At 67.1% G+C, this 22,002-nt stretch carries 17 protein-coding genes; 5 read left to right on the top strand and 12 right to left on the bottom strand.

Going from position 1 to position 22,002, the window contains the following annotated elements:
• Positions 1-225: 225 nt before the first annotated feature.
• Both ABD05_RS23460 and ABD05_RS23455 read left to right on the top strand, forming a co-directional pair.
• On the top strand, positions 226-921 hold the full coding sequence (locus ABD05_RS23460) for a class I SAM-dependent methyltransferase (RefSeq protein WP_047902440.1): 696 nt from the start codon (positions 226-228) through the stop codon (positions 919-921).
• Positions 918-2,240 carry a glycosyltransferase family protein gene (locus ABD05_RS23455; protein ID WP_047902439.1) on the top strand — a complete coding sequence of 441 codons (1,323 nt, stop codon included), beginning with the start codon at positions 918-920 and terminating at the stop codon, positions 2,238-2,240. The genes ABD05_RS23460 and ABD05_RS23455 overlap by 4 nt, the downstream gene beginning before the upstream one ends.
• 98 nt (positions 2,241-2,338) lie before the next feature.
• Here ABD05_RS23455 and ABD05_RS23450 read toward each other — a convergent pair whose 3' ends face one another.
• The 6 genes from ABD05_RS23450 to ABD05_RS23425 all read right to left on the bottom strand — a co-directional run bounded on the left by ABD05_RS23450 (position 2,339) and on the right by ABD05_RS23425 (position 10,682).
• Positions 2,339-4,453, bottom strand: a complete 2,115-nt coding sequence (locus ABD05_RS23450) for a phosphocholine-specific phospholipase C (protein WP_047902438.1) — start codon at positions 4,451-4,453, stop codon at positions 2,339-2,341.
• Positions 4,454-4,495: 42 nt separating this feature from the next.
• Complete coding sequence (locus ABD05_RS23445) at positions 4,496-4,699, bottom strand: lipase chaperone (RefSeq protein ID WP_047902437.1); 204 nt, start codon at positions 4,697-4,699, stop codon at positions 4,496-4,498.
• Between the two features lie 322 nt (positions 4,700-5,021).
• Positions 5,022-7,019, bottom strand: a complete 1,998-nt coding sequence (locus tag ABD05_RS23440; RefSeq protein WP_047902436.1) for an acetyl/propionyl/methylcrotonyl-CoA carboxylase subunit alpha — start codon at positions 7,017-7,019, stop codon at positions 5,022-5,024.
• A gap of 39 nt (positions 7,020-7,058) precedes the next feature.
• Complete coding sequence (locus tag ABD05_RS23435) at positions 7,059-7,844, bottom strand: enoyl-CoA hydratase/isomerase family protein (RefSeq protein ID WP_047902435.1); 786 nt, start codon at positions 7,842-7,844, stop codon at positions 7,059-7,061.
• A 17-nt stretch (positions 7,845-7,861) separates the two neighbouring features.
• A complete protein-coding gene (locus tag ABD05_RS23430) occupies positions 7,862-9,469 on the bottom strand; it encodes a carboxyl transferase domain-containing protein (protein WP_047902434.1) in 1,608 nt (535 codons plus the stop codon).
• Between the two features lie 31 nt (positions 9,470-9,500).
• On the bottom strand, positions 9,501-10,682 hold the full coding sequence (locus ABD05_RS23425) for an isovaleryl-CoA dehydrogenase (RefSeq protein ID WP_041493178.1): 1,182 nt from the start codon (positions 10,680-10,682) through the stop codon (positions 9,501-9,503).
• 170 nt (positions 10,683-10,852) lie between these two features.
• Between ABD05_RS23425 and ABD05_RS23420 the strand changes: the two genes are divergently transcribed.
• The gene (locus tag ABD05_RS23420) at positions 10,853-11,599 is read left to right on the top strand and encodes a TetR/AcrR family transcriptional regulator (RefSeq protein WP_047902433.1); all 747 of its coding nucleotides are present in this window, start codon (positions 10,853-10,855) and stop codon (positions 11,597-11,599) included.
• Positions 11,600-11,653: 54 nt separating this feature from the next.
• Here the strand turns inward: ABD05_RS23420 and ABD05_RS23415 are convergent, their stop codons facing one another.
• Positions 11,654-12,100: a hypothetical protein gene (locus ABD05_RS23415; protein WP_047902432.1), complete on the bottom strand. Its 447-nt coding sequence runs from the start codon at positions 12,098-12,100 to the stop codon at positions 11,654-11,656.
• Positions 12,101-12,516: 416 nt separating this feature from the next.
• Between ABD05_RS23415 and ABD05_RS23410 the strand changes: the two genes are divergently transcribed.
• A complete protein-coding gene (locus tag ABD05_RS23410) occupies positions 12,517-14,709 on the top strand; it encodes a TonB-dependent siderophore receptor (RefSeq protein WP_047902431.1) in 2,193 nt (730 codons plus the stop codon).
• Between the two features lie 37 nt (positions 14,710-14,746).
• Here the strand turns inward: ABD05_RS23410 and ABD05_RS23405 are convergent, their stop codons facing one another.
• The 5 genes from ABD05_RS23405 to ABD05_RS23385 all read right to left on the bottom strand — a co-directional run bounded on the left by ABD05_RS23405 (position 14,747) and on the right by ABD05_RS23385 (position 20,287).
• Entirely contained in the window at positions 14,747-16,036 is a 1,290-nt protein-coding gene (locus ABD05_RS23405; RefSeq protein WP_047902430.1) for an MFS transporter, read from the bottom strand.
• A gap of 125 nt (positions 16,037-16,161) precedes the next feature.
• Entirely contained in the window at positions 16,162-17,178 is a 1,017-nt protein-coding gene (gene yiaK / locus ABD05_RS23400; protein ID WP_047902429.1) for a 3-dehydro-L-gulonate 2-dehydrogenase, read from the bottom strand.
• Between the two features lie 89 nt (positions 17,179-17,267).
• Positions 17,268-18,299, bottom strand: coding sequence for a Zn-dependent oxidoreductase (locus ABD05_RS23395; RefSeq protein WP_047903750.1), 1,032 nt, complete (start codon positions 18,297-18,299; stop codon positions 17,268-17,270).
• Positions 18,300-18,328: 29 nt separating this feature from the next.
• Positions 18,329-19,537 carry a D-mannonate dehydratase ManD gene (manD, locus tag ABD05_RS23390; RefSeq protein ID WP_047902428.1) on the bottom strand — a complete coding sequence of 403 codons (1,209 nt, stop codon included), beginning with the start codon at positions 19,535-19,537 and terminating at the stop codon, positions 18,329-18,331.
• Between the two features lie 21 nt (positions 19,538-19,558).
• Entirely contained in the window at positions 19,559-20,287 is a 729-nt protein-coding gene (locus ABD05_RS23385; RefSeq protein WP_047903749.1) for a GntR family transcriptional regulator, read from the bottom strand.
• 158 nt (positions 20,288-20,445) lie between these two features.
• On the opposite strand from ABD05_RS23385, the gene ABD05_RS23380 reads away from it, so the two are divergent.
• Positions 20,446-21,912 carry a mannitol dehydrogenase family protein gene (locus ABD05_RS23380; protein WP_047902427.1) on the top strand — a complete coding sequence of 489 codons (1,467 nt, stop codon included), beginning with the start codon at positions 20,446-20,448 and terminating at the stop codon, positions 21,910-21,912.
• Positions 21,913-22,002: the final 90 nt, after the last annotated feature.

Raw genomic sequence — 22,002 nt, 5'->3', positions numbered from 1 at the left:
CCGCCCGCGTCAAGCGACGGCGGCAACCGGGCATTCTAGCGAATCGCCGGCGGGCACACTGTCATGGATCGTCAGCCCACGGCAGGCGCGGGCTGGACGCGCAAATACGCGAGGCCGTTATGCGATACTCGGGCCACCTGCCGCGCTGCCAGGTTGCGACTTGTTTTTGACATTCAAACGGACCACGAACGACCTCGCCGCAACACGATAAAACAGGCTGACAGAATGGAACACGATACCGCGCAAGTCTTCCAGAAAATCCACGACGAACAGGGGTGGCACTCCGAGGAAAGCGTATCCGGGTGGGGGTCCGAGCTGAAAAACACCGCGCAGATCATTCGCGAACTGCCCGGGTTGCTGCGCCGGTTCGGCGTGCGTTCGATGCTCGATGCGCCGTGCGGCGATTTCAACTGGATGCGCCATGTCGACCTCGACGGCATCGACTACATCGGTGCGGATATCGTGCAGAACCTCGTCACGGCGAACCAGGCGACGTGGACTGCGCCGAACCGCCGTTTCGTGCATCTCGACCTGTTGCAGGATCCGTTGCCGGACGCCGACCTGATCCTGTGCCGCGACTGCCTGTTCCACTTTTCCCATGCCGACGTGTTCCGCGCGTTCGAGCGCTTCGCCGCCACAAACGCGCGCTACCTGCTGACCACGACCTTCATCTATCGCAGCTATCCGCGCAATGCGGAAATCGCGACCGGCCAGTGGACGCCGATCAACCTCGAAATGCCGCCCTTCGATCTCGATCCGCCGCTGACGTTGCTCGTCGAAGGCAGCAACGAATGCATCATCTACGGGCCCGACATCGGCACGGTGCCGATGTCGGATCGTTGCCTCGGGCTCTGGAGCATGGAGAGCGTGCGCGCACGCTTGCGGCGCAGGCCGCTTCCCGGGCGTCGGAGCGCACGATGATCGTCCTCAGCCATTTCAGTCAGGTCGCGCCCGCGAGCCTCGAGAATCACCGGCAGTACGCGCACACGCACGGGTATCGTCACGAATTCGCCGACGCCTCCGCGATGCCGCAGGCGCTGCCGTTGCGGCCGCTGCATCGCTACGAATCGCTGCTCCATGTGCTGCGCGGCGCGCAGCCCGACGAACTCGTGCTGCTGCTCAGCGAAGACGCGGCGATCATCGAACCCGTCGCGCTGGATCGCCTGATGACCGGGCGCGACATGCTGTTCGTCGACGCGTTCGCGCCCCCGCTGCCGCAAGTCGACGTGCAGATCTGGCGCAACACGGCGGCCGTGCGCGCGATCGTGATGCGGCTCGTGCAGCGGTGCAAGCTCGGCAGCGAGCCGCGGCTGACGTCGGAGGCCGCGCTGTTCGCGGATCTCGACACGCATCGCTACGTGACGCCGATCGACGGGCTGTATCCGGTCATGCCGGCCAGCCCCAACCTCGATCCGATGTGGAGCCGCGAATCGACGTTCGCGATCAGCATCGACGACACGCCGCACGATCCCGAACGGAAAGGCGCGACGCCCCGGTTCCGCGACACGCTCGTCGCGTACGTCAATCGATGCCGTGCCGCCGGCCGGCCGATGTTCTCGTTCGATCACGACGCAGCCGATGCACCGGACGAATCCGCCGAGCGCAGCGCCTACAATCCCGGCCGCCCGATTGCGTTGATGACGCTCTACACGCCGAACATCGGCAGCTATGCGCGCATCGCCGAACGGAATTTCCGGCGCTACTGCGACGCGCACGGCTATACGTTCTACGTGCATCGCGACATTCCCGCCGAGATCGGACTGAACGCGACCGGCAACTGGTTCAAGCCCTGGCTGCTGCACGCGTACCTGCAGCACCATGAATGGGTCGTGTGGCTCGACGCCGACGTGCTGATCGCGGACCAGCAGAAAGCGCTGGAGCCGCTGCTCGAAGGGCGCGACTGGCTGCTCGCGCAGGATATCGGCCAGTGGGCGTTCAACTCGGGCGTGATGGCGTTCCGCCGCACCGAACGCAACGACGCGATGCTGCGCGACATGATGGCCACGATCGCGGCGCTGCAGGACAGGTCGAGCGTCTATGCCAGCGATGGCGACCAGCTGCATTTCATTCGCGCGATGGAGCGCGACGGGCAGTTGCACGGCGAAGGCGTGGCCGATCTCGTCAGCTTCAACACGCCCTGGCTGTTTCGCCGCGCCGACAGCTACATCGTTCATTACTACGGGATGTGGACCGCGATGCGCGCGCTGATGATGGCGCACGACGACGGGCTGCTGCCCTGACGCCACCACCTCGACATCGACATCGACATCGACATCGCGAGCGCGTGCGTGCGTGCGCCGGCCGGATTCAACCGGCCGGCGGCGCACGCCGGTTACCGTCAGATCGCCGTAATCGTCGGCGCCACCGCGGCCGGATCGGTGCTGCTGGCCTTGCCGGTTTCGACGTGCCCCGCGATGCGGCGCGTCCAGCCCACATTCCCCGCGATCGCGAACTGCAGGTCGTACCAGTGGCTGCTGCACGACAGATCCCAGTGCGCTTCGACGCGCTGCCCCGCCGGAATCGTCAGCGTGCGCGCCGCCCCGCCGTACGCGACATCGGTCGCCGTGACCGTCAGCGCGCTGCTGCCCGCATTGGCGAACGTCACGTAGACATCGCCGTTCGCGGCGTCATAACACGCGGTGATTTCAGGCTTCGCAGCGGCGTCCGCGGCCGCTGACCCCGCAAAGCGCCGGAAATAGCCGTTCGGGCCCCAGACGCTCACCAGGTAGTTGCCGTTCGCGTCGAGCGCCCATGTATCGGTCAGCTGCTTGCCCGCTTCGACCGTGTAGCGGCGCGGCATCGCGGTGGCGTCGCCCGTATAGACCCAGAAGTGCGCGCCTTGCGTGCCGGTATTCGCGAACGTCAGCGCGTAGCCTTGCGCCCCGAGCTGGCCGGTGACGTGCAGTTCGTACGGCAGCGCGCGCGCCGGCCGCGTGCCGGGTTCCTGCGCCGTCACGACCTGCTGCGCGGTGCTGGCCGGTGCGGTCTGCGACGATGCGCGCGAGCATTGCAGGTCCGCCTGCGCGACATACGCCTGCGTGCTCGGCAAGGTCGGCAACGTCGCATCCGATTTCGAGAAGTCGAGCGCCGACGTCAGGTCGCCGCAGATCGCGCGGCGCCACGGCGAGATGTTCGTTTCCATCACGCCGAAGCGCTTCTCGATGAATTGCAGCACCGACGTGTGATCGAAGACCTGCGAGCAGACGAAGCCGCCCTTCGACCACGGCGACACGACGAACATCGGCACGCGCGGGCCGAGGCCGTACGGCAGGTTGTCGGCGGTATACGTGCCCGTCTGCGTCGACGTCACGACGTTGTGCCGCTCGAGCGACACGTCCACGGTGCTCATGCCGGAGCCCGGCAGCGTCGGGGCCGACGGCGGCACGACGTGATCGAAGAAGCCGTCGTTCTCGTCGTACATGACGAGCAGGACGGTCTTGCTCCACACGTCCGGATTGGACGTCAGCGCATCGAGGATCGTCGACAGGTAGTAGGCGCCATACAGCGGCGTGAACTTCGGATGTTCCGAATACGCGGCGGGCGGCAGCAGCCACGATACCTGCGGCAGCGCATTCGCCTGAACGTCGGCTTTCAGTTGCGTAATCGGGCGCGTGCTCATCCCGCGCGTCTGCAGCGACGAACCGGCCGGTGCATTCACGAAGTTGTCGAAGCACGCCAGCATGTTCGTGCCGTAGTTGCCGGTGAAGTTGTCGAACCCGGTGCCCTGCTGGTAGACCTGCCACGAGATGCCGGCCTGTTCGAGCCGCTCCGGGTAGGTCTTCCAGCTGAAGGGCGGCAACTTGATCTTGTCGAACTGGTTGTCGATGTAGTCGGTGTTGTCGAGCAGCGGGCCGCCGCCCGTGCCGAGCGGATCGACCATGCCCGTCATCAGGTACATGCGGTTCGGGTGCGTGTTGCCCGGGATCGAGCAGAAGTAGTTGTCGCACACCGTAAACGCATCCGCGAGCGCGTAATGGAACGGGATGTCGTCGCGGACGTGGTAGCCCATCGTCATGTTGGACTTCTGCACCGCCCATTGGTCCGCGCGGCCGTTGTCGATCGCACCGTGCGTCGTCGCCCACGTATGCGGCAGGCCACCGATGCACTGCGCGTTGACGCCCGGGTCGGTCGTGTCGTAGCGGAACGGCGCGATCACGCTCGTCTTGTCCTCCTGCCGCGGCTGGAACCAGACCGGCTTGCCGTTCGGCAGCGTGACCGGGAAGCGGTCGTTGTAGCCGCGCACGCCGCTCAGGTGCCCGAGATAGTGGTCGAACGAGCGGTTTTCCTGCATGAACACGACGATGTGCTGGACATCCTGGATCGTGCCCGTCACGGAATTCGGCTCGATCGCGAGCGCCTTGCGGATCGATTCGGGAAGCAGTGCGGTGGCTGCGGTCGCGCCGGCGAGACCGGCGGAGAACTTCAGAAAATCGCGTCGCGAATGGATGGCCATGCTGGTTGCTCTTGATTGGATTTCTGGTTGGAACGACCGGTATCAGGAAGCGGGCGAGGAGGCAGGCGCGGTGAAACCCGGCGGGCAGCGCATCTGCGCGGTGGCGACAGCGGCGCCGCCGCAGGCGGCCTTCTGCTGCGCGACGGGCGCGGGGTCTGCATTCAGGTCGTCGCCGCAGGCGCTGAGGAGTGCGATCAGCGCGACCAGACCGACGACCGCGAAAGGCCGTAGGGCCGACGTTCGCATAACGTATCTCCGTGGATGTGATGACGTGACACGGACGCGAACCCGCGTCGGTCATATCGACGGCGAGATGCTATGTTGGACTTGTTACACGACGGTGTCGCGCGAAGATGGATGTGCGGCAGGAGGGTGTGGCGCAGCAGGCCACGCATTCGACGGAAGTAGGGATTTCGCCGGCGAAACGTAATGCGATAGAAAGATTCGCGCGGCGCCGGCGTGTCGATGCAATCGACGCAGCACCTGTCGCAACCACTTGCGTGCGGTGAATCGCGACGCGGTTTGCACGGGCCGGCAGCCGCCGGCCCGTGCACTGCGAAAGCCCCGATCAGCCTTCCGCCATCATCAGCAACTGCGCGCCATCCGCGACCTGGTCGCCGACACCGTACAGCACTTCCGCGACGACGCCCGCGCCCGGTGCGCCGATCGTGTGCTCCATCTTCATCGCTTCCATCACGATCAGCGGCGTACCGGCTTCGACCTTCTGGCCGGGTTCGACCAGCACCGCGATCACCTTGCCGGGCATCGGCGCGGTCAAACGCCCGCCGCCCTGTTCGGTATCGCCCGCATGCGCGAGCAGGTTGCGCCATTCGAACGTCTCGGCCGCGCCCTGCGTGAACACATGGAACGTGTCGCCGTCCGCATACACGCGGCCGCTGCTGCGCACGCCGCCGAGCGTCACGTCGAAATCGAGCGGCGTTGCGCCGCGCGTCCATGCGAACGGCTGCGCGGCCGCGTCGCCGGTCGCGATACGCGCAACGGCGCCGTCGTCTTCGTACGCGACCGTCACGTCCGCTTCGCGATCGACCGCGCGCCATTCGAGCGTGCGGCGATAGCCGCCGTTCAGTCGCCAGTCCGGCAGCGCGCCCCACGGCGACGCACCCGGTGCGGCCGCTCCGCGTTCGCGCGCGAGCAGCGCCGCGCAAGCGAGCGCGAGCGTCGCGCGCGGCGGCTGTTGCGGTGCGAACAGCGCGTCGTGGTTGCGCTCGATCAGGCCCGTGTCGAGATCGGCCGTCGCGAACGGCTCGCACGCGACGATCCGCTGCAGGAACGCTGCGTTCGTGTGCAGGCCGACCACCTCGCATGCGCGCAGCGCGCGCAGCATCAGGCCCAGCGCTTCCGCGCGGTCCGCGCCGTGGACGATCAGCTTCGCGATCATCGGATCGTAGAACGGCGTGATCGCATCGCCTTCGCGCACGCCGCTGTCGACACGCACCGCTGCGCCGATGTCGAACTCGACGCCTTCCGGCAGCCGCAGGTGCTTCAGCGTGCCCGTGGACGGCAGGAAGCCGCGCGCGGGGTTCTCCGCATAAAGGCGCGCCTCGAGCGCGTGGCCCTGCACGCGCAGCTCGTCCTGCTTCATCGGCAGCGGCTCGCCGGACGCGACGCGCAGTTGCCACTCGACGAGATCGAGCCCGGTGACCATCTCGGTGACCGGATGCTCGACCTGCAGGCGCGTGTTCATTTCCATGAAGTAGAACGCGTCGCCCGTCATGATGAATTCGACGGTGCCCGCGCCGACATAACGGACCGCGCGCGCGGCCGCGACGGCCGCCTCGCCCATCGCGCGGCGCAGGTCGTCGGGCAGGCCCGGCGCCGGCGCTTCCTCGAGCACCTTCTGGTGACGGCGCTGCACCGAGCAGTCGCGGTCGAACAGGTACACGGCATTGCCGTGCGTGTCGCCGAACACCTGCACCTCGACGTGGCGCGGGCGCGTCAGGTATTTCTCGATGAGCACGCGGTCGTTGCCGAAGCTGCTCGCGGCTTCGCGCTGGCACGACGCGAGCGCCGCCGGGAAATCGTCGGAGCGCTCGACGACGCGCATCCCCTTGCCGCCGCCGCCCGCGCTGGCCTTCAGCAGCACCGGGTAGCCGATCTCGTCGGCTTCGCGATGCAGGTAGGCCGTGTCCTGGTCGTCACCGTGATAGCCGGGCACGAGCGGCACGGCGGCCGCGTGCATCAGCGCCTTCGCGGCGGCCTTCGATCCCATCGCCGCGATCGCGTCGACCGGCGGCCCGATGAACGCAATGCCGGCCGCTTCGCACGCATGCGCGAAATCCTCGTTCTCCGACAGGAAGCCGTAGCCGGGGTGGATCGCCTGCGCGCCGGTCGCGCGCGCGGCTTCGATGATGCGCTCGATGCGCAGATAGCTGTCCGCGGCCGCCGAGCCGCCGATATGCACGGCTTCGTCGCATGCGGCCACGTGCTTCGCGTTCGCATCGGCGTCGGAATAGACGGCGACGCTCGCGATCCCGAGACGTTTGCACGTCGCGGCGACGCGGCACGCGATTTCGCCGCGGTTGGCGATCAGAATCTTGTCGAACATGGCTTCGGTTTCGTCCGGAAAGGGTGGATCACGACGACGTCATTCACGCCACGACGGCGTGCGTTTCTCGAGGAAGGCCGCAATCCCTTCGCGCGCTTCCGCGCCTGCGCGGGTGCGCGCGATCCAGTCGGCGGTCTGGTCGATCAGCGTCGCGTCGAGCGCGCGACCGGCGACGTCGGCGACGAGCCGCTTGCACGCACGCACCGCGTCGGGGCCGTTCGCGACGAGCGTCGCGGCCAGCTTCGCGACCGTTTCGTCGACCGCGTCGGCCGGCACCGCGTCGTGAATGAAGCCGAGCGATGCGGCGCGCGCGCTGTCGAACACCTCGGCCGTCGTGAAGTAACGGCGCGCCGCGCGCTCGCCCATCGCGCGCACGACGTACGGCGCGATCGTCGCGGGAATCAGCCCGAGCCGCGCTTCCGACAGGCAGAACTTCACGCCGTCGGCGGCGATCGCGATATCGGCCGCCGCGACGAGGCCCACGCCGCCCGCATACGCGTCGCCATGCACGCGCGCGATCACCGGCTTGCCGCAGCGATGAATCGCCTCGAGCATCCGCGCGAGCTTGCGCGCGTCGGCACGGTTCTCGTCGTCCGAGTAACCGGCCATCTTCTTCATCCAGTTCAGGTCCGCGCCCGCGCAGAACGCAGTGCCTTCCGCCGCGAGCACGATCGCGCGCACGCCTTCGTGCGCGTCGAGCCATTCGAACGCGGTGGTCAGCTCGGCGATCGTCGTCTCGTTGAACGCGTTGCGCACGTCGGGACGCGCGAGCGTGACGGTCGCCACGCGGTTTGCTTCGTTGACCTTGATGGTTTCGTATCGCATCGTCCGCTCCTTGCTCGTTACATCCGGAACACGCCGAAGCGCGTATCGTCGATCGGCGCGTTCATCGATGCGGCAAGACCGAGCCCGAGCACGTCGCGCGTCTGCGCGGGATCGATCACGCCGTCGTCCCACAGCCGCGCGCTCGCGTAATACGGATGGCCCTGGCGCTCGTACTGGTCGCGGATCGGCTGCTTGAACGCTTCCTCTTCGTCGGTCGACCACGAACCGCCCTTCGCCTCGATGCCGTCGCGGCGCACGGTCGCGAGCACCGACGCGGCCTGCTCGCCGCCCATCACCGAGATCCGCGCGTTCGGCCACATCCACAGGAAACGCGGCCCGAATGCGCGGCCGCACATCCCGTAGTTGCCGGCGCCGAACGAGCCGCCGATGATCACCGTGAACTTCGGCACCTTCGCGTTCGACACGGCCGTCACCATCTTCGCGCCGTGCCGCGCGATGCCTTCGTTCTCGTACTTGCGCCCGACCATGAAGCCCGTGATGTTCTGCAGGAACACGAGCGGGATCTTGCGCTGGCAGCACAGCTCGATGAAATGCGCGCCCTTCACGGCCGATTCGGAAAACAGGATGCCGTTGTTCGCGACGATCCCGACCGGGTGGCCCCAGATGTGCGCGAAGCCCGTGACGAGCGTCGTGCCGTAGCGCGCCTTGAATTCGTCGAACTCGGAATCGTCGACGATGCGCGCGATCACCTCGCGCACGTCGAACGGCTTGCGCGTATCGACCGGAATCACGCCGTACAGGCTCTTCGCGTCGTAACGCGGCGGCTTCGGCTCGCGCAGCGCGACCGGCGATGCGATCTTCGGCGCGAGATGATCGACGATGCTGCGCGCGATCGACAGCGCATGCGCGTCGTTCTGCGCAAGGTGGTCGGCCACGCCCGACAGGCGCGTGTGCACGTCGCCGCCGCCGAGATCCTCGGCGCTCACTTCCTCGCCGGTCGCGGCCTTCACGAGCGGCGGCCCGCCGAGGAAAATCGTGCCCTGGTCCTTCACGATGATCGACTCGTCGCTCATCGCGGGCACGTACGCGCCGCCCGCCGTGCACGAGCCCATCACGACCGCGATCTGCGCGATCCCGGCCGCCGACATCGTCGCCTGATTGAAGAAGATGCGGCCGAAGTGGTCGCGATCGGGGAACACGTCGTCCTGGTTCGGCAGGTTCGCGCCGCCCGAATCGACCAGGTACACGCACGGCAGCCGGTTTTCCGCGGCAATCTCCTGTGCGCGCACGTGCTTCTTCACGGTGACCGGGTAGTAGGTGCCGCCCTTGACCGTCGCGTCGTTGCACACGATCACGCACTCGCGGCCCGCGATCCGGCCGATGCCGGTGATGACACCCGCGCCCGGCGCGTCGTCGTTGTACATGCCGTTCGCCGCGAGTTGCGAAAACTCGAGGAACGGCGCGCCCGGATCGAGCAGTTGCGCGATGCGATCGCGCGGCAGCAGCTTGCCGCGCGACAGGTGCTTGTCGCGCGCGGCCTGGCCGCCGCCCTGCGCAAGCTGTTCGATCTTCGCGCGCAGGTCGGCGACGACCGCCTCGAGCGCCGCGGTATTCGCGCGGAAGTCTTCCGAACGCGGGTTCAGTCTGGATTCGATGATCGGCATCGACGGGGCTCCGTTCGCGTGTCGTAGGGCGTTACATCGTTTCCGCGAACAGCTCGCGGCCGATCAGCATCCGGCGGATCTCGCTCGTGCCGGCGCCGATTTCATAGAGCTTCGCATCGCGCCACAGGCGGCCGACCGGGTATTCGTTGATGTAGCCGTTGCCGCCGAGGATCTGGATCGCCTCGCCGGCCATCCACGTCGCTTTCTCGGCCGTATAGAGGATCACGCCGGCGCAGTCCTTGCGCACCTGGCGGATGTGGTCGCTGCCCGCCGAATCGAGATGGCGGCCGACCGCGTACAGGTACGCGCGGCATGCCTGGAACGTGGTGTACATGTCGGCGACCTTGCCCTGGATCAGCTGGAATTCGCCGATCGACTGGCCGAACTGCTTGCGGTCGTGGATATACGGCACGACCGCGTCGAGGCATGCGGCCATGATGCCCGTCGGGCCGCCCGACAGCACCGCGCGCTCGTAGTCGAGGCCGCTCATCAGCACCTTCACGCCGCCGTTGAGCTGGCCGAGGATATTCTCTTCCGGCACTTCGACGTCCTGGAACACCAGCTCGCCCGTGTGCGAGCCGCGCATGCCGAGCTTGTCGAGCTTCTGCGCGACCGAGAAACCCTTCATCCCCTTCTCGACGATGAACGCGGTGATGCCGCGCGAATTGGCTTCGACGTCCGTCTTCGCGTAGACGACGAGCGTGTCGCAATCGGGGCCGTTGGTGATCCACATCTTCGTGCCGTTCAGCACGTAGCGATCGCCGCGCTTGTCGGCGCGCAGCTTCATGCTGACGACGTCGGAACCGGCGTTCGGTTCGCTCATCGCGAGCGCGCCGATGTGTTCGCCCGACACGAGCTTCGGCAGGTATTTCTGTTTCTGCGCGTCGGTGCCGTTGCGGTGGATCTGGTTCACGCACAGGTTCGAGTGCGCGCCGTACGACAGGCCGATCGACGCCGATGCGCGCGAGATCTCTTCCATCGCGACCATGTGTGCCGTGTAGCCCATGTTCGCGCCGCCGTATTCCTCGGCGACCGTCATGCCGAGCACGCCGAGATCGCCGAACTTCTTCCACAGATCCATCGGAAACTGGTCGGTGCGGTCGACCTCCGCCGCGCGCGGCGTGATTTCCTTCGCCGCGAACGTCGCGACGGCATCGCGCAGCATCTCGATGTCTTCACCGAGCATGAATTGCACGCCGGGCAGGTTGATCATGTCTCCTCCGTCTCCAGAAAGTGTGTCGCACGCACCGATTTCTGAGTTTCGCTCAAATCGAATTAATGCGTCGATTCATTGACCAATACAGCGGTAATTTTGCACAGTTTCGCGCCTCGTCGGGTTCGGCGTCAATAGTTTTTTGAGTGACACTCAGATATCATGCCGACATGACAGCCGCTACCGCCGACACCATGACCGCCACCGTCAAAGCCGACCGCGCCGACACGCCCCGCGCGCCCGCCGGGCGCAAATCCCAGCAGCGCGTGCAGGACATCCTGCGCGCCGGTCGTGAAGTGTTTGCCGAAAAAGGTTACGAGCATGCGACGGCCGCCGAGATCGCGCAGCGCGTGGGCGTGTCGGAGGCGACGGTGTTCAGCTACTTCCGTGGCAAGCGCGAGCTGTGTGCCCGTGTCATCGCGGATTGGTACGACGAAATCATCGCCGCGTTCGAGCACGGGATGCCGCAGGATGCGTCGGTGCAGCAGCAGTTCGCGTTCATCGTGCGCACTCACCTGCGGCTGATGCTCGTGAACGGCACGGGGCTGTGCGCGCTGGTGCTGTCGGAAGGCCGTGCGAAGCAGCATGCGCTGAGCGACGAGCTCACCGCGCTGCAGCGCCGCTATACGGCGCCGCTGATGGACGTGCTCGCGCGCGGCCAGGCGGCCGGGCAGGTGCGCGCGGACCTGCCGCTGAGCCTGCTGCGCTCGATGGTGTTCGGGCCGATCGAGCACGTGCTGTGGGATGCGATCCTCGGACACCGCAAGCTCGATACGGAAACGATGGCCACGCAACTGGTCGACATGCTGTGGGCCGCCGTGCAGCCGCCCGCGCCGGAACAGGCGGCGCTCGTGCGCTTCAGGAACGAGGTGGCGGAAGCGGTGCGGCGGCTGGAAGGGGAAAACACGCGCGCGTGATGCGCAGCGGCGGGGTTGTGCCGATGCTCCGGCACAACCGCCGCGACGCGTCGATCAGTTGGCGAGTCGGCAGTGCGCCAGCTTCAACCCCGGCAACACGGGCGCATCGATATAACCTTCGTTCACGCAGCTGAACCGGAAATTCGCGGACGCCGTGAACGGCTTGATCTCGCCGCCGGGGAATTTCGGTTTCAGCGCATCCTGGTCGGCCACGTCGAAATGCGTGTCGAACTGCCCGCCGTCGGTCGTCAGCGCGCCGAAGTACGTGCCGCCCGGATCGCTGCCCATCCGGATCACGGCGCCGACGAACGCGAGGCGCTTGCCGTCGTATTTCGTCTTCGCGGCGGCCATGTCCTGCGTATAGGCCTCGATCACGGCGCTGTAATGCGCATCGATCGCGGGTTCGTCCGCCGGTGCGGCGCAAGCCGCCTGGTGAACGCCCGCCAACATGGCGCACGCCGCAAGCGCGGCCGCCGCGAACGGCGCGGAACTCTTTTTCATGGGTGGTCTCCCGTCTAGCGTGGTGGTTGAAGTGATTGAAAGCGGCGCGGCGCCGGCTGCGCGGCACAACGCCAGATGAATTCGCTTCCGTTGCTTTAATCGTTCGAATGGCGGAACACGGCTGCGATCACTTCGCCACCCGCATGGTCGAGTGCGGTGCGTAGCGTCGCGCTGAACGCGACACGACAGGAAGATGACATGGTGCGGCCCCCGGCTCTCTCGTTGAATTTCACTGCGTCTGATTTTGGCCGCTACGGTAGCAGACGGCCGATGGCCCGGCAACCAACGCCCGCACGCCTCCGATCATTTCATTACAATTGCAAATGATTCTCATTACATATATCATGCGCATCCCGGTTGCGGCGCAGTGCTGCGGCCCGCGCCACGATCCTTAGCACTCCGTCCTGCATCGATTCATGCCATCCCGTCGAACGCCCCGCCGCGTCCGGACCCTTCGTCCGTGGCGCACGAGCCTGCCTGCCCTGATCACCCTGTGCGTCGCAAGCGGCGCGCATGCCGATGCCGCCGAACGTGCCGCATCCGCCTCCACGCCCGCCTCCACGCCCGCATCAACGCCCGTTACGCCGGCCGAACACGAACTCCCGGCGATCAGCGTCAACGCATCGGCGGCCGTCGATCCGACGATCGGTTATCAGCCGCGCACCAGCAGCATCACAGGCGGCAGCGACCGCCCGCTCAAGGAGATTCCGCAATCGGTCGCGGTGGTCAGCAGCAGCGTGATGCAGGACCAGCAGGCGCGCTCGCTCGACGACGTGCTCGGCAACATCAGCGGCGTCACGCAGACGAACACGCTCGGCGGCACGCGCGACGCGTTCACCAAGCGCGGCTTCGGGTCGAACAACGACGGCTCCGTGCTCGTCGACGGCGTGCGCACGCCGGTGCTGCACAGCTATCTCGCGACGATCGACCGAGTCGAAGTGCTGAAGGGCCCCGCGTCGCTGCTCTACGGGATGCAGGATCCGGGCGGCGTGATCAACCTCGTCACGCGCAAGCCGGAAGACACGTTCGGCGGCTCGATCTCCGCGTCGCGCACGAGCCACGGCGGCGGCAGCGCGCTGTTCGATCTCACCGGCCCGCTCGGCAAGCCCGGCCAGGTCGCGGGCGGCACGCTCGCGTTCCGGCTGACCGGCGAATACGACACGAGCCGCTACTGGCGCAGCTTCGGCCGCCAGCGCGACGCGCTGATCGCGCCCGCGCTGTCGTGGCACGACGCGAACACGTCGGTCGACGTCAGCTACCAGTACGTCGACTACACGACACCGTTCGATCGCGGCACCGTGCTCGTGAACGGCCAGCTCGACGATGCGCTGCGCTACCGCCGCTACGAGGAAGCGTGGTCGCAGAGCAGCGGCATCCAGGAAACGCTGCGCGCGCGCATCGAGCACCGCTTCTCCGACGCGTGGCGCGTGCGCGCGACCTACGGTTGGGGCCGCGACCGCTACGACCAATACATTACGCGCGGCAACTCGTTCAACAGCAAGACGGGCGCAATGACGCGCTCGTCCGATGCAAACCTCGGGCGCAACGACTCGGACCAGATCGCGACGCTCGGCCTGCTCGGCAACGTGACGCTTGCCGGAATGAACCACGCGCTCTACGTCGGCGGCGAATACGAGCGGCAGCGCAGCTTCCGCGGCGACACGATCCGCGGCAAGGCGACGTCGGGCTTCAATCTCTACGATCCCGTGTACGGCCTGCTCGCGCCGGGCGGCACGCCCAACCCGAAGCAAAGCGATTCGCGCTCGGTCGTGCATGCGTATTCGATGGTCGTGCAGGATTCGGTGAAGCTCACCGAGCGCCTCACCGCAGTCGGCGGGCTGCGCTGGGAAAACTGGCAGCAGGAATCGGGGATGGGCCGGCCGTTCGTGTTCGCCGACCGTTCGCGCGGCAATGTCTGGTTGCCGCAGTTCGGGCTCGCGTATGCACTCACGCCCGCGCTGACCGCGTATGCGAACGTGAGCCGCTCGTTCAAGCCGAACGTCGCAACGAATGTCGCCGCGCCGCTCGCGCCGGAATACGGCCGCGTGCTCGAAGCCGGGCTCAAGTTCAGCCTGAAACCCGCGATCACGGGCACGCTCGCGGTCTACCAGATCGACAAGCGCAACGTCGCGGTCACGAACGGCGACATCACGTCGACGATCGGCACCGCGCGCTCGCGCGGGATCGAACTCGACGTCGCGGGGCAGATCACGCGCCACCTGAGCGTGATCGGCAGCTATGCGTACACGAACGCGACGGATCGCGACAGCAACACGCCGCTCGTCAACGTCGCGCGCCACACAGGCAGCCTGTTCGCGGTGTACGACACGGCGATCGCGAACCTGCCCGGCCGCTGGCGCTTCGGCGGCGGCGCACGGCTTGTCGGCACACGCTCCGGCGACACCGCGAACAGCTTCACGCTGCCCGGCTACGTGACCGTCGACGCGTTCGCGGCCTACGAAACGACGATCGGCAAGTTCCCGACGCGCATCCAGCTCAACGTGAAGAACCTGCTCGACAAGACCTACTACCCGTCGAGCAACAACAACCTGATCGTCGCGGTCGGCGAGCCGCGGCTCGTCACGCTGACGACGACGGTGTCGTTCTGACGGCGCGGGGCAGCCGGAAACCGGGCCCGGCTCGACGTCATTCCGCCGTCGGCGGACAGACCCGGTAGAACACCACGCTGCACAGCAACAGGAAGCCTGCAAGGATCGCCATGCCGATCCGGATGCCCGCATAGCCGATGATCATCGCGCCGAGGATCCCCGACAGGCTTCCGCACGCGTTGATCAGCGCGAGACCGGCCGCTGCGGCCGCACCGGACAGCACGCGCCCCGGCAGCGTCCAGTAGATCGGCATCAGCGACAGGATGCCCGACGTCGCGACGGTCAGCATGATCAGCGCGAGCCAGAAGCTGTCGTGCGCCACCGTCGCGACGAACAGGCCGACGGCGGCCAGCGCGACCGGCACCACGCCGTGCCTGCGCAGCCGCCCGGACCGCTCCGCGATCTTCGCGTTCACGTACATGCAGATCGCCGCGACGCCGAACGGAATGGCCGTGAACAGCCCGACATCCAGGCTGTTTGCGACGCCGGCGTCATGAAACAGCGTCGGCATCCAGAACGTCAGCCCATAGAAGGCAGTGTTGAAGAGGATCATCACGACGATCAGCGCATAGATCTTCGGTGTCCGGAACGCATCCGCGACGCGATGCGACTTGAACGCCGCCTCCTTCGCGACATTCGCCTCGATGATCTGCTTCTCGCGCGGCGTCAGCCAGTCGACGTCGGCCGGCCGGTTCCGCAGCAGCGCCAGGATCACGACGCCCAGCACCGCGGACGGCAGCCCTTCGAGCAGGAACAGCCACTGCCATCCCCTGATGCCCGCCACGCCGTCCATCGTCTCCATGATCGCGCCGGACAGCGGCGCACCGAACACGACGGCAATCGGCAACGCCATCAGGAACAGCGAATACATGCCGCTCTGGCGCCGGGCGGGCAGCCACGTGTTCGTGTAATACATCACGCCCGGAACGAACCCGGCCTCGCATACGCCAAGCAGGAAGCGGAGCGAATAGAACGCGGCCTCGTTCCTCGAGAAGATCATCAGGGTCGACACGATCCCCCACGTGATCATGATCCGCGCGATCCATGCGCGTGCGCCGACCCGCCGGAGGATCAGGTTGCTCGGAATCTCGAACAGCATGTAGCCCCAGAAGAACACGCTCGCGCCGAGTGCGAAGGACGCGTTCGTCAGCCCGAAATCGGCCGCCATCTGCAGCTTGGCGAAGCCGATGTTCACGCGGTCCAGATAGGACATGATGAACCCGAGGAAAAACAGCGGGACGATCCTCAGTATCACCTTCCGGTACAACGCGTCTTCGTGCAGTGCTTCGGTGCTTGCGCCGAGCGCAAGCGTGACGTCCGCCTTCATGGTCAGTTCTCCCGATGAAAACAAGCACCTCGACGGCGATGGAATCGATCCGTACGCCGGTTCGTTTCGCATGCGCGTGTGCGGGCCGGGTTGCGTGCCGGCGCCGCGTCACGGATGCGGTGACCTCACCGCTGCGCGAGCGCGAGCACGTCGGCCCAGATTCCGTCGTCGACGGCAACGCCGTGCCGCCGCTGTTCGATGCGGGTCCGCAGCGCGCTTTGTCCGGGATACAGCACCTCGTCGCTGTCTTCCGCGAGTTCCGACGTATTCACGTAATCGGCCACGCCGTCGGCGACCTCGTTCGTGAACGCTTCGCCGCCCAGCTTGCGCGGGTCGATCAGGATGAACACCTGCGAGCAGCCGGTGCAGCTGCCCTGCTGCACGGCATCGATCCCGTTCGTCGCCAGCCCCTCCGACAGCACGGCAGCCAGCACGTCGAGCATGATCGCGAATCCCGAGCCCTTCCAGTAACCCATCGGCAGGATCCGCATCGATGCCTCGATCGGGCCGGGCTCGACGGTCAGCTTCCCTTCGCTGTCGAAACCGGCGGGAAACGGCATGTTTTTCCCCTTGAGGCGGGTCGCCTGCAGTTTTCCGTACGAGTACTGCGACATGGCCATGTCGAGCACGATAGGGCCCTTGTCCCGCGGCACCGCCATCACGAACGGGTTGTTGCCGACGCGCGGTTTTTTGGCGCCCCAGCCCGGCATGCAGGATTCGGTATTCGTCCAGCAGATCGCGATGTAGCCGCGATCCGCCGCGTGCCAGCCATAGGTCCCGCCACGCATCCAGTGCGTCGTGTTGCGCAGCGCGACGATGCCGACGCCCTGCTCGTCCGCAATCGCCATCGCGCGCTCGGTCACGGACAACGCATTGAGAATGCCGGGGCCGCGATTGCCGTCCAGGATCTCGATCGCGCCGAAGCGCTTGACCGGCGTGGGTGCGCCCTGCAGATTCACCCAGCCCTTGCGGACGTAGTCGACGAAGCGCGCGACGCGATTGATGCCGTGGGAATTGACGCCGTCGCAGGTCGCCTCCGCATGAACCCGTGCGCAGACGCCCGCGTCGTGCTCGTTCATGCCCGCATTCAGGAGCGCGAGATAAATGGCGCCCTGCAACTCCTCGAACGGAATTCGGATCATCTTGCGTGTCTCCTGAAGTTCTTGTGGTGCGGTTCGATCCGGAACCGGAAACCGCCGCCCCGGCTCGCGGCGCGAGCCGGTATCGCTCGTCAATCGCCCGCGAAATCGAGCAGGATCTTGCAGCTCTCGGCAGGCCGCTGCTCGGCCATCTCGAACGCCTGCGCGACGTCGCGGAAACCGACCTTGTGCGTGACGATGTGCTCCGGCTGGATCAGCCCGCGGCCGATCCAGTCGATCACCTGCGGGAACATCGCGCAATTGAGCCGCGACGCGGCGAGCGTCAGTTCCTTCTTCGTCAGTTCCGCCTGCACGATCGCCGACGGTTCCGACGAGAAGCCGAGCACGCCGATCCGGCCGGCGGGCGCCGCAAGCCGCACCGCTTCCTCGAGAATCGACGGATGGCAGACCGCATCGAAAATCAGCGTCGGGCCGCCGTCGACGCCGCGCTTCTCCAGCGCGTCCGGCAGCGACTCGACGCTCGTGTTGATGACCTCGTCCTCCGCCGCGCCGCACTTGCGCGCGAGCTGCAGGCGCGCGTCGAGCCGGTCGGTGATGAACGCGCGGATGCCGTACACGCGCTTGAGCACCTGCAGGATCGTCAGCCCGACGGTGCCCGCGCCATAGATCAGCGCGACATCGCCCGGCAGCACGCCGGTGCGCGACGTCGCGTTCGCGGCGACCGCGAACGGCTCGACGATCGCCGCGCAGGTATCGGCGATCTCCGCCGGAATCCGGTAGGCATTGCCGGCCGGCACGCACGTGTACTGGCTGAACCCGCCGTCGCGATGCACGCCGAGCACGGTCAGGTGCCGGCACACGTTGCGCCGGCCGATCGTGCACGCATGGCAATGCCCGCAGCTGATCACGGGATCGACCGCGACGGTCTCGCCGAGCCGCGCCGCGTCGACGCCGTCGCCGACCGACTCGATCGTCCCGACGAACTCGTGGCCGATGATGCGCGGATACGACACGAACGGATTCTTGCCGTGAAAGATGTGCAGGTCCGACCCGCAGATGCCCGCATAACGCACCTTCACGCGCACTTCGCCGGCGGCGGGCGCGGGCAGCGGCACTTCGCGCACGCTCATGCTGTTCGGACGATCGACAACGACGCTCAACATTTCGGTTCTCTCCTTCGGTTCTTCGCCGCTCACCAGTTCCACATCGACCCGTCGCGCAACCGGGCGACCGGCAGGTACGCGCGCTCGTACGGGTACTTCGCGGCCAGCGTCTCGTCGATGTCGACGCCGAGGCCCGGCACGTCGTCCGTCACGAGATAACCGTCCTCGAACCGGTAGCTGTGCGGAAACACCTCGTCGGTCAGCGGGCTGTGCGGCATCAGTTCCTGGATGCCGAAGTTCGGCGCCCACAACCCGAAGTTGACCGCCGCCGCCATGCAGACCGGCGACAGGTCGGTCGCGCCATGAAAGCCCGTACGCACCTGGTACATCGCCGCGTAGTCGGCGATGCGCCGCACGTGCGTGATCCCGCCCGCATGCACGATCGTCGCGCGGATGTAGTCGATCAGCTGGTCGCGGATCAGGTCCTTGCAATCCCAGATCGAGTTGAACACTTCGCCGACCGCGAGCGGCGTCGTCGTGTGCTGGCGGATCAGGCGGAACGCGTCCTGGTTCTCGGCGGGCGTCGCGTCTTCCAGCCAGAAGAGACGATGCGGCTCGAGATCGCGGCCGAGCCGCGCGGCCTCGATCGGCGTGAGCCGGTGATGCGCGTCGTGCAGCAGGTGCGGCGCATCGCCGACCGCGTCGCGCACCTTGCGGAACAGGTCCGGCGTATGGCGCAGATAGAGCGCGGTGTCCCACGGTTCTTCAGGCGGCAGGCCCTTTTCGGCGGGTTCGTACGCACCCGCGGTCTTGCCGACGCCGTACACCTTGTCGAGCCCCGGCACGCCCGACTGCACGCGGATCGCGCGATAGCCGGCCTCGATGTGCGCGCGCACCGCGTCGACCGCTTCTTCGTGATCGCGCCCGTTCGCGTGGCCGTACACCATCAGCCCGTCGCGGCTCTTGCCGCCGAGCAGCTGGTAGACGGGCATGCCCGCGAGCTTGCCCTTGATGTCCCACAACGCCATGTCGATCGCGGCGATCGCCGTCATCGTCACGGGCCCGCGCCGCCAGTACGCGCCGCGATACAGGTATTGCCAGATGTCCTCGATGTTGCGCGGGTCGCGGCCGACGAGACACGGAAACACGTGATCCTCCAGATACGCGCGCACCGCGAGCTCGCGCCCGTTGAGCGTCGCGTCGCCGAGGCCGTAGACGCCTTCGTCGGTCACGATCTTCACCGTCACGAAGTTCCGGCCCGGACACGTGACGATGGTCTGCAAGCGTTCGATTTTCACTGCGCTCCTCCAGCGGGCGATTCAGTCGACAAAGTATTGGGGGGCGCGGCTGCGCACGTCCGGCAGATGCGAGCCGATCCGGTCGACGTGCGACGCGACCGACGCGCCGAGCAGCGCCATGTTGCGCGACGCGATATGCGTGAGAATCTGTTCGTGTTCCTGCAGCGCGAGACGAGCGTGACCCTCGACGTCGTCGAGCAGCAGCCAGCGCACGCGATCGTACTGACGCTTGATTGGCTGCAGCATTTCCCACACGTGCGGCCGTCCGGCGAACTCGAACATGCGGGCGTGCATCTTCTCGTCCAGCGCAAAAAACACATCGACATCGCCAACATCGACCGCGTCGCGTTGCGCGTCGATGAGCCGCGCGAGTTCGGTCAGTTGGGCGGGCGCAATCTTCTGCGCGAGTTCGACGTGGTTCGCACATTCGAGCGTGCTGCGCGCGAACCGCCCTTCCTCGAGGAGCGATACCGAGATCGGCGCGACGAACGTGCCGACCTTCCGGTGGATCTGCACGAGCCGCTCGTCGGCCAGTTGCGCGAACGCTTCCCGCACGGGCGTGCGGCTGACCTTGATCGTCGTCGAGATCACGGCTTCGGATAACGCGGTGTGCGGCGGCAACGCGCCCCGCACGATCGCGTTGCGCAGCAGCGCGTGTACCTGCTCCGTATAGGACCGGCTCTCGTCCAGCGAGAACGCCTGCAACGCCGTGACGACGACGCCTTCCTCGAATGCTGCGGTTTCGTTCATGTTTGCCGATGCTTCCGACTTGATATCGATGACTACCATGGTACACAACACAATGAAATTGATCGAACTGGCGTTTACACCAATAACTCCCAGCAAAAACTCGCAATAACCTTCACTCACTCCATTATCTACCATGGTACAAGCCGTCACCGACCGTCATGCCACCCTCACCCGACTTCCTGCGCACCGCGCCGCCCGGCACGCGCCGCCCCCGCTATGACCGGCACGCGGTCCGCACGGGCATCGTCCATCTCGGCCTCGGCGCGTTCCACCGCGCGCATCAGGCGATCCATACCGAGACCGTGCTCGAGCAGGGCGACCTGCGCTGGGGGATCGTCGGCGTCGAGCTGCGGCGGCGCCATACCGTCGACCTGCTCGCCGCTCAGGACCACCTGTACACGGTGACCGAACGCGACGGCGACGGCGCGCGCACCCGGATCGTCGGCGCCGTGCACGGCGCACTGTTCGCACCGGAATCGCTGCCCGCGCTGCTCGCGCTGACCGCCGATCCGGGCGTGTCGATCGTCAGCCTGACCGTGACCGAGAAAGGCTATTGCCGCCGTCCCGGCGGCGGCCTCGACACCGACGATCCCGCCCTCCGCGCGGACCTCGCCGCGCCCGCCACGCCACGTACCGCACTCGGCGTGATCGCCGCCGGCCTCCGGCAGCGGCCGGCCGGCGCGCCGCTCACCGTCGTCTGCTGCGACAACATGACGTCGAACGGCGACACGCTGCGCGCGCTGCTGCTCGACTACGCGGCATGCATCGACGACGGCGCGCTTGCGCGGCGCATCCGCGACGACGTCGCCTTCCCGAACAGCATGGTCGACCGGATAGTGCCGGCTGCCACGCCCGAGTCGCTCGACTGGGCGCAAACCCATCTCGGTGCACGCGACGCGGCCGCGATCGTCTGCGAACCGTTCTCGCAATGGGTGATCGAGGACCGCTTCGCCGGCCCGCGCCCGCGCTGGGAAGACGCCGGCGCGCGCCTCGTCGCCGACGTGCGGCCGTACGAAACGATGAAGCTGCGGCTGCTGAACGGCTCGCATTCGGCGATCGCGTATGCGGGACAACTGCGCGGCCGCGCGACCGTGTCGGACGCGATGGCCGATCCGGCGATCGCGGCGTTCGTCGACGGCGTGATGACGCACGACCTGCTCGCGACCGTCGACGTACCGTCCGGCTTCGATGCGCACGACTATTGCGCGACGCTCGTGCGGCGCTTCCGGAATCCGACGCTCGCGCACCGCACCGAACAGATCGCGATGGACGGCACGCAGAAGGTGCCGCTGCGCTGGCTGCCCGCGCTCGCCGACAGCGCCGCGGCGGGCGTCGAGCGCCCGTACCTGGAGCGCGCGCTCGCGCTCTGGCTGCACTACCTGACCACCGCGCACGACGCCGGCGGCCGGCCGCTGACGATCAGCGACCCGGGCGCGGCGGCGCTAGCCGAGACGCTCGACGCGGCCGGCGATGCGAACGGCGCGGTGCGGGCGGCGCTCGCCTGTGCCGCGCTCGCCGGCCCGGCCGCGTGGCCCGACGCGCTGGTCGCGCGCGTCGGCGCGCATCTGTCGACGCTGCGTGCGCACGGCACCGACGCGCTGCTCGCGCCGCTGCACGCACGCTGACCGACCGCACGACCGGTTTGCGCTGCCACGCGCGAACCGCATGACACCTTCCCGCTGGCGCGCATGCCGGCGCGGCGAACGACAGACCAG

It is taken from the genome of Burkholderia pyrrocinia (assembly GCF_001028665.1).
Taxonomy (GTDB): domain Bacteria; phylum Pseudomonadota; class Gammaproteobacteria; order Burkholderiales; family Burkholderiaceae; genus Burkholderia; species Burkholderia pyrrocinia.
This window is presented reverse-complemented; position numbering and strand designations above follow the sequence as displayed.

Coding starts and splice junctions, on each gene's coding strand:
- ABD05_RS23420 (WP_047902433.1), top strand. CDS start 10,853: ATGACAGCCGCTACCGCCGACACCATGACCGCCACCGTCAAAGCCGAC.
- ABD05_RS23460 (WP_047902440.1), top strand. CDS start 226: ATGGAACACGATACCGCGCAAGTCTTCCAGAAAATCCACGACGAACAG.
- ABD05_RS23405 (WP_047902430.1), bottom strand. CDS start 16,036: ATGAAGGCGGACGTCACGCTTGCGCTCGGCGCAAGCACCGAAGCACTG.
- ABD05_RS23435 (WP_047902435.1), bottom strand. CDS start 7,844: ATGCGATACGAAACCATCAAGGTCAACGAAGCAAACCGCGTGGCGACC.
- ABD05_RS23425 (WP_041493178.1), bottom strand. CDS start 10,682: ATGATCAACCTGCCCGGCGTGCAATTCATGCTCGGTGAAGACATCGAG.
- ABD05_RS23455 (WP_047902439.1), top strand. CDS start 918: ATGATCGTCCTCAGCCATTTCAGTCAGGTCGCGCCCGCGAGCCTCGAG.
- ABD05_RS23415 (WP_047902432.1), bottom strand. CDS start 12,100: ATGAAAAAGAGTTCCGCGCCGTTCGCGGCGGCCGCGCTTGCGGCGTGC.
- yiaK (WP_047902429.1), bottom strand. CDS start 17,178: ATGATCCGAATTCCGTTCGAGGAGTTGCAGGGCGCCATTTATCTCGCG.
- ABD05_RS23440 (WP_047902436.1), bottom strand. CDS start 7,019: ATGTTCGACAAGATTCTGATCGCCAACCGCGGCGAAATCGCGTGCCGC.
- ABD05_RS23380 (WP_047902427.1), top strand. CDS start 20,446: ATGCCACCCTCACCCGACTTCCTGCGCACCGCGCCGCCCGGCACGCGC.
- ABD05_RS23410 (WP_047902431.1), top strand. CDS start 12,517: ATGCCATCCCGTCGAACGCCCCGCCGCGTCCGGACCCTTCGTCCGTGG.
- ABD05_RS23445 (WP_047902437.1), bottom strand. CDS start 4,699: ATGCGAACGTCGGCCCTACGGCCTTTCGCGGTCGTCGGTCTGGTCGCG.
- ABD05_RS23450 (WP_047902438.1), bottom strand. CDS start 4,453: ATGGCCATCCATTCGCGACGCGATTTTCTGAAGTTCTCCGCCGGTCTC.
- ABD05_RS23395 (WP_047903750.1), bottom strand. CDS start 18,299: ATGTTGAGCGTCGTTGTCGATCGTCCGAACAGCATGAGCGTGCGCGAA.
- ABD05_RS23430 (WP_047902434.1), bottom strand. CDS start 9,469: ATGCCGATCATCGAATCCAGACTGAACCCGCGTTCGGAAGACTTCCGC.
- ABD05_RS23385 (WP_047903749.1), bottom strand. CDS start 20,287: ATGAACGAAACCGCAGCATTCGAGGAAGGCGTCGTCGTCACGGCGTTG.